The 6,491-nt window shown below is 43.5% G+C and carries 7 protein-coding genes; 4 read left to right on the plus strand and 3 right to left on the minus strand.

Features of this window, described 5'->3' with window-relative positions; translation table 11 throughout:
- Nucleotides 1-65 precede the first annotated feature (65 nt).
- The 4 genes from ACI882_RS01505 to ACI882_RS01520 all read left to right on the plus strand — a co-directional run bounded on the left by ACI882_RS01505 (nt 66) and on the right by ACI882_RS01520 (nt 4,084).
- Complete coding sequence (locus ACI882_RS01505) at nt 66-1,832, plus strand: acyl-CoA dehydrogenase C-terminal domain-containing protein (protein ID WP_411746550.1); 1,767 nt, start codon at nt 66-68, stop codon at nt 1,830-1,832.
- 453 nt (nt 1,833-2,285) lie between these two features.
- Entirely contained in the window at nt 2,286-2,762 is a 477-nt protein-coding gene (locus ACI882_RS01510) for an NUDIX hydrolase (RefSeq protein WP_411745746.1), read from the plus strand.
- A gap of 45 nt (nt 2,763-2,807) precedes the next feature.
- On the plus strand, nt 2,808-3,464 hold the full coding sequence (locus ACI882_RS01515; protein ID WP_411745747.1) for a formylglycine-generating enzyme family protein: 657 nt from the start codon (nt 2,808-2,810) through the stop codon (nt 3,462-3,464).
- A gap of 47 nt (nt 3,465-3,511) precedes the next feature.
- On the plus strand, nt 3,512-4,084 hold the full coding sequence (locus ACI882_RS01520; protein WP_411745748.1) for a class I SAM-dependent methyltransferase: 573 nt from the start codon (nt 3,512-3,514) through the stop codon (nt 4,082-4,084).
- 200 nt (nt 4,085-4,284) lie between these two features.
- On the opposite strand, the gene ACI882_RS01525 is transcribed toward ACI882_RS01520, so the two are convergent.
- The 3 genes from ACI882_RS01525 to ACI882_RS01535 all read right to left on the minus strand — a co-directional run.
- Nucleotides 4,285-4,557, minus strand: a complete 273-nt coding sequence (locus ACI882_RS01525; RefSeq protein ID WP_411745749.1) for a TMEM165/GDT1 family protein — start codon at nt 4,555-4,557, stop codon at nt 4,285-4,287.
- Nucleotides 4,558-4,639: 82 nt separating this feature from the next.
- Nucleotides 4,640-4,846: a heavy-metal-associated domain-containing protein gene (locus ACI882_RS01530; RefSeq protein WP_411745750.1), complete on the minus strand. Its 207-nt coding sequence runs from the start codon at nt 4,844-4,846 to the stop codon at nt 4,640-4,642.
- Nucleotides 4,843-6,491 (minus strand): heavy metal translocating P-type ATPase (locus tag ACI882_RS01535; protein WP_411748435.1); only part of this gene is annotated, 1,649 nt, incomplete at its 5' end. The genes ACI882_RS01535 and ACI882_RS01530, both read right to left, overlap by 4 nt.

Here is a 6,491-nt window from a genome sequence, read left to right on the forward strand (position 1 = left end):
TATCTAAGGGCTCTGTTGATCAGAGCCCAGTTCTCCCTTCCAACACTAAAAATATAGGTGGCACTATGGCTGAATATAAAGCGCCGTTACGTGATATCCAATTTATTCTAAACGAAGTATTTGATGCCGATAGCATCTGGGCTTCTATGCCAACAACGTCAGAAGTAAACCTTGAATTGGCAAACGCCATTTTCGAAGAAGGTGCTCGACTGTGCGAAAATGAATTGTTCCCAATCAACCGCAGCGGTGATGAAGAAGAGTGCCAGTTTAATGAGGGTGTTGTAACAACACCAACAGGCTTTAAAGAAGCTTACAAAACCTATGCAGAAAGTGGCTGGGTTGGTTTAGGCGGTGATGTTGAGTTTGGCGGCCAAGGCATGCCAAAAATGCTCACAGTTATGTTTGAAGAAATGCTCTATGCATCAAACACCTCCTTTGCACTTTACCCAGCACTCACAACCGGCGCGTGTTTAAGTATTTTGTATCACGGCAGCCAAGAACTAAAAGAAACCTACCTACCGCCTATGTATGAAGGCCGGTGGTCTGGGTCTATGTGCTTAACTGAACCGCATTGCGGCACTGACTTAGGCATATTAAAAACCAAAGCTGTGCCAAACGATGATGGCACCTATGCTATTACCGGCACCAAGATATTTATCACCGGTGGCGAGCACGACTTAACCGATAACATTATTCATCTAGTGTTAGCCAAGCTACCCGATGCACCCGCAGGTCCTCGCGGTATCTCTTTGTTCCTAGTACCTAAAGTACTAGTCAACGAAGATGGCTCATTAGCCGATGCCAACAGCCTAAGCTGTGGCAGCATTGAACATAAGATGGGCATCAAAGCCTCATCGACCTGCGTGATGAACTTTGATGGCGCAAAAGGCTTTTTGATTGGTGAAGAAAACAAAGGCTTAGCTGCCATGTTCACCATGATGAACTACGAACGTTTATCCATTGGCTTGCAAGGTATAGGCTTAGGCGAGGCGTCTTACCAATCTGCGCGCGCTTATGCACAAGACCGAATTCAATCACGCTCACCAGGCGGTGCAGTAAACAAAGACCAAGTTGCTGACCCGATTATTGTGCACCCAGATGTTCGCCGCATGTTATTAACCCAGCGTGCATACAACGAAGGCGCTCGCGCATTCGCCGCTTACGTTGGCATGTGGCTCGACATGGCCAAAGGCCATGAAGATACCGATACCCGTCAAAAAGCCGATGCACTGGTTGCATTGCTGACACCAGTCGCAAAAGCTTACTTTACCGATCGCGGATTCGATGCAACGGTATTGGGCCAGCAAGTATTCGGCGGTCATGGCTTTATTCGCGAATGGGGCATGGAGCAATTTGTACGTGATGCTCGCATTGCACAAATTTACGAAGGCACCAACGGTATTCAAGCATTAGATTTAGTCGGCCGAAAAGTCGTTGCAAACGATGGCGCAGCGTTCGCTATTTTTAAATCTGAAATCGACGCATTCATCGCTGAGAATAAAGGCGCAGGCGACATGATCACTGCGTTAGAAACAACCTTAGGGTTGTTAGAAGGCTCAACAAAAGTCGTTCTAGATTCTGCAAAAGGCGATGCCTTCGCCATTGGCGCAGCAAGCTGCGATTACCTAGATTTATTTGGCTTAACCGCTTTTGCATTTATGTGGGCGAAAATGATGATCACCGCGCAAGGTAAAGAAGGCGACTTTTACACCAGCAAAATTGCAGCAGGACAATTCTTCTTCGCACGTATTTTACCTGAAGCGCATGCCTATGCTGCCAAGGTAAATGCCGGCAGTGAAACCTTAATGGCATTAGACGCAGACTTGTTCTAAACGCTTTTATTAAAAGAGCACCCTAGTTTGCTTTGTATGAGTGAACTAGGGTTTTCCCTTCCTAAATAACCTCCTCTTTAAACACAACAGCTTAGCGAGCGCATACCCACCCCGTATTTAGGTCTATACGGCATTTTAGTAGACTGTTAAATTGACAAAGTAATTAGAAGGTTTCAGTATTGCAGGATTATTAAAGTAATTAAGATGTTTAACAAAATGTTAAAGGTGAACTAAATTGCTTAGAATTTTGATTACTGGAGCTTCGAAATGGCTTGGGAAAAATCAATAAGAGCAGGCAATGGACGCGAAAAATACCGCAGAAGTCCTGTAAGTATTAGGCAGCTATGAAGATACGAGAGCTTACATACCTCAGTTACTAGGCTTGATAGATCAGTTTGAAACAAATTTTTCAGAGGTTTAGATTTTCGTGCAAGCCCATGTTGGGGAAACTAAGTGTTAAAATTTGACGTAGGCGACAAACGTTTCAATTATAGAAGTGCAGCTGTCATTATTCATGATGGTCATGTACTGATACACAAATCTGAGAAAGATAATTTCTGGGCGCTTCCTGGTGGCCGTGTGGAATTTTTTGAGTCGTCTGAAGATACGATCCCTAGAGAAATGCTTGAGGAGCTCGGGTTGGAAGCTTCAGTGATTCGGCTATTATGGCATGTAGAAAACTTCTTCGTTTATAGCGGTAAAAAATTTCATGAAGTCGCGAATTACTTTTTGGCCGAGTTTGCAAATGCGCCTAGCATCCAGTCAGAAGTTGATTTTGCTGGTATAGAGGCTGAGGTGAATTTACTATTTAGATGGGTTCCCGTTGCTAAGATTTCAGACTATGTGCTAAAACCGAGCTTCCTAATAAAGGGTATTCAAAATATGCCAAGTTCGGTTGAGTATATAAAATTTAACGAACTTGATACTTAGCAGTTAAACGGATGATAAATTCTGAAAGGATAGTCTCAGAAAGCTATGATTAAAGACTGGATGACCTCTATTCCGAAAGGTGAAATATGCCTGCGGGATGATCGCAAAAAAACAACATGGAATGCCACGATAGAACCGTTTCTAATGAGTAAATATTTAATCACTCAAGAAATATATTCCGAAGTTATGTTAACCAACCCTTCAATCTCTCGTGGTATACAGAAACCAGTAGAGAATGTTTCGTGGTTTGATGCGATCAAATTTTGTAACGCCCTCAGTGAATCATCAGGGTTAAATAAGTACTACCATGTAAACGTTGAAAACGAATCGGTTGAAATTATACAGGGCGCCAACGGTTATAGGTTACCGACAGATGCCGAATGGGAATACTCATGCAGAGCCCTTTCTGAGTCAGTCCAGTATGGAGTAATCGAAGATATCGCTTGGTACGAGAGAAATGCAAACGGAACAACCCATGAAGTCGGCTTAAAACAATCTAACGAATTCGGGTTGTTCGATATGCTAGGCAATGTATGGGAGTGGTGTTGGGATTTATATGATCCTGATGTATACGGCTCCTATCGTATATTTCGCGGTGGTGGCTGGTCAGATGATTCGCGCGGTTGTTTGGCGTCCAATCGCAGGAGAAGCCATCCAACTTATGCGATAGACGACTTGGGCTTTAGAGTCGCTAGGTCATAAATGGCTGTGCTCAATATTATTGAGCCAAGTAAAATTAAGGAAACCAAATGAGCTTCTATAATGATTCCGAAAGCGTTGATAAATACATTGAAATGTGTGCAGACTACGATGGCAGTAATATCTATGAAATGATGCAGAAGCATCTTGATGACGGTAAGTCTATTCTTGAATTGGGTTCAGGCCCGGGTTTTGACATCCAGTCCCTAGCGGAGCATTATCAAGTGACGGGATCGGATCTTTCTGAAGAGTTTTTAATTCGATTAAAAATTAAATTCCCAGACATTGACTTTCTTCAGCTCGATGTGAAATCGCTTAATGTTGCGAAAAAATATGACTGTATCTATTCCAATAAAGTTCTTCATCACTTAACGGAAGTAGAGTTGTCCGTTTCACTTGGAGCGCAAGCAAATAGTTTAACTCAAGATGGTCTAATAGCGCATTCATTTTGGATGGGTGAAGAAAATCAAGAGATGGAAGGGTTGCTCTTTACCTACTATCGAGAAGAACGGCTCCTAGATATTATTTCTGAAAATTATACCATCATTTCAACGATGAGTTATCAGGAATTTGAAGAGTCAGACTCAATGTTTGTCATAGCGCAAAAAAAGGTTCAACCATAGAACTGAGCAATTTAATATGCCTCGTTAATGAGTTCAGCTAGGCCTGTTAGTTGCTACTGCGGTCCGATAGTTTGGAATCACCCCCCCCATGGACGGGTTTATGGCGACCGAAATTTCAAGCAATGGACCGCTGAACCCTTCGTAAACTATTTTTGGGGCAGTGGTGATAGGATACTGGTTTTTATTGTGCCCCAATATAGCTAAGCGTTATACAAAGTAAAAGCACCAATTGCTATAAAACCAACACCGGCAATATAGTGCAATACCTTCTCATTGATGTATTCAGACAAGACCGAACCCGCTAACACGCCAACTGCACTGGCGACTATTAACGCGGCGCTGGCGGCAAAGAACACGGTGTACTTACTCACGGCTTTATCGGCTGCGAAGAGCATGGTGGCTAGCTGAGTTTTATCGCCAAGTTCTGCGATAAAGACTGACGCAAAGATTGTTAAGAAAATTTTGTAATCCATTGAAAACCTTTAAATTATGATGTTTAAATTCTGATTTAACGCCTTAAATATATCATCTTTCTAGAGTATCTAGTAATTCATACTAATCGCTGTTGCTTTCTACAACATCGAATCCGGCGCCTTCGACAGCATCGTTTAGTGTGTCTAATGAGACAGACCCTTCAACCTTAGCAATTTTTGTCTCTAGGTCGAACGCGACTGAGTTTACACCAGCTACTTGACCAATGGCATTTTTAATTGATTTCACACAACCTTGGCAAGTAGCGCCTTCTATTTTAATTGAGATCATAATGTTTTCTCCTTGGATGGTTTTGGTTTCCAGGCTAGTAATAAAATTGAACTGAGTACCACACTGACACTTGAAAATGCCATGGCGGCGCCTGCAACAATAGGGCTTAAGAAGCCAAAGGCAGCTAAAGGTATGCCGATGCAGTTATAAATAAAGGCCCAGAATAAGTTTTGTTTTATTTTCAATTGTGCTTTTTTGGCGATATCGATGGCCACTAAAATTAGCGATAAATGGGGTTGCATTAAGGTGATGCCAGCAGCATCCATGGCGACATCGGTTCCGCTGCCCATGGCGATACTGGCGCTGGCAGCGGCGAGTGCTGGGGCATCGTTTATGCCATCGCCGACCATAACAACTGAGTCGTGGTCTTTCATAAGTTGATTAATGGCTTGGGCTTTATGCTCTGGCATTAAACCGCCAATTACGTTGGTAATGCCCAGTTTTTCTCCAGCTGCATTGGCAGCAGCAGGGTTATCGCCCGAGAGCATCCAAGTTTCAATTTTGCGCGCATGTAGTTGCTTAATGGTATTTTTTGCGTCGTCACGTACTTGGTCTTCAATATCAAACCGAGCAATGACCTGATCGTTTTTACTGACCCAAACTAAACTAGCAGCGTGCCCTTCGGCTGGCTGATACTCAGTCGGTATGGTTAATCCCTGTTTGGTTAACAGTTTTTCACTACCAAAAAGGAATTGGTTTTCACCAAAGCTGGCTTTTACGCCTTGGCCAGGAATGTCTTCAAATTCAAACTCACTTTCTATGCCGGGTTCTTTTTTTAAGTGCTCAGAAATTGCATTTGCTAAAGGGTGTTGGCTATTTTGGGCAATGTTCTTAATGTTTGCCAGCAAGCTAGGATCATCGCTAAACGATTCAAGATTAACAACGCTCGGTTGGCCTTGAGTTAAGGTACCAGTTTTATCAAAAACAATGGTTTTAGTGTTCGCTAATAGGCCGAGTTGGTCTATGTCTCGTATCAGTACACCGTAGCGGGCACCCACGCCGCTAGACGCCATTATGGCGGTGGGTGTCGCTAGGCCAAGGGCACAAGGGCAGGCAATAACTAAAACGGACACAGCGGCCATTAAGGCAACATCAAATGAGTTAAACCACCATTGGCCAACTAAAGTAATCGCCGCGATAGCAATGACGACGGGGACAAAAACGGCGGCAATTTTATCGACTGTTTTTTGAATTTCAGGTTTTTTCATCTGAGCGTCATTGACTAAATCGACAATCTGCTTGAGTCGGAAATGTTCCGAGGTTGATTGCAATTGTACGCGCACACTGCCATTGCCATTGTTGGTTCCGGCTAACACCACATCACCTTGTGATTTAGTAACGGGTAAGCTTTCTCCGGTTAACATCGATTCATCAATGGCCGTAGAGCCACTGACAATAATACCGTCTGCTGGCATTGTTTCGCCGGGGGTAATTTGAATCTCATCGCCCGCTAAAAGTTCGGTTATGGTTGTTTTAACGAGGTTACCGTCTTGCCACTTATTGGCGCTGGCCGGTTGCAAACGCATTAGCTGACGAATGGCATCGCCGGTTAAGTTTTTTGCTCGTTCTTCCAGCCATTTACCGAGTACTACTAAGGTAATCACCACGGCAGCGGCTTCAAAATAGAGATGCATCGAAGGGGTAA

Origin of the sequence: Reinekea sp. (assembly GCF_046710285.1) — a bacterium.
In the GTDB taxonomy this organism is placed as follows: domain Bacteria; phylum Pseudomonadota; class Gammaproteobacteria; order Pseudomonadales; family Natronospirillaceae; genus Reinekea.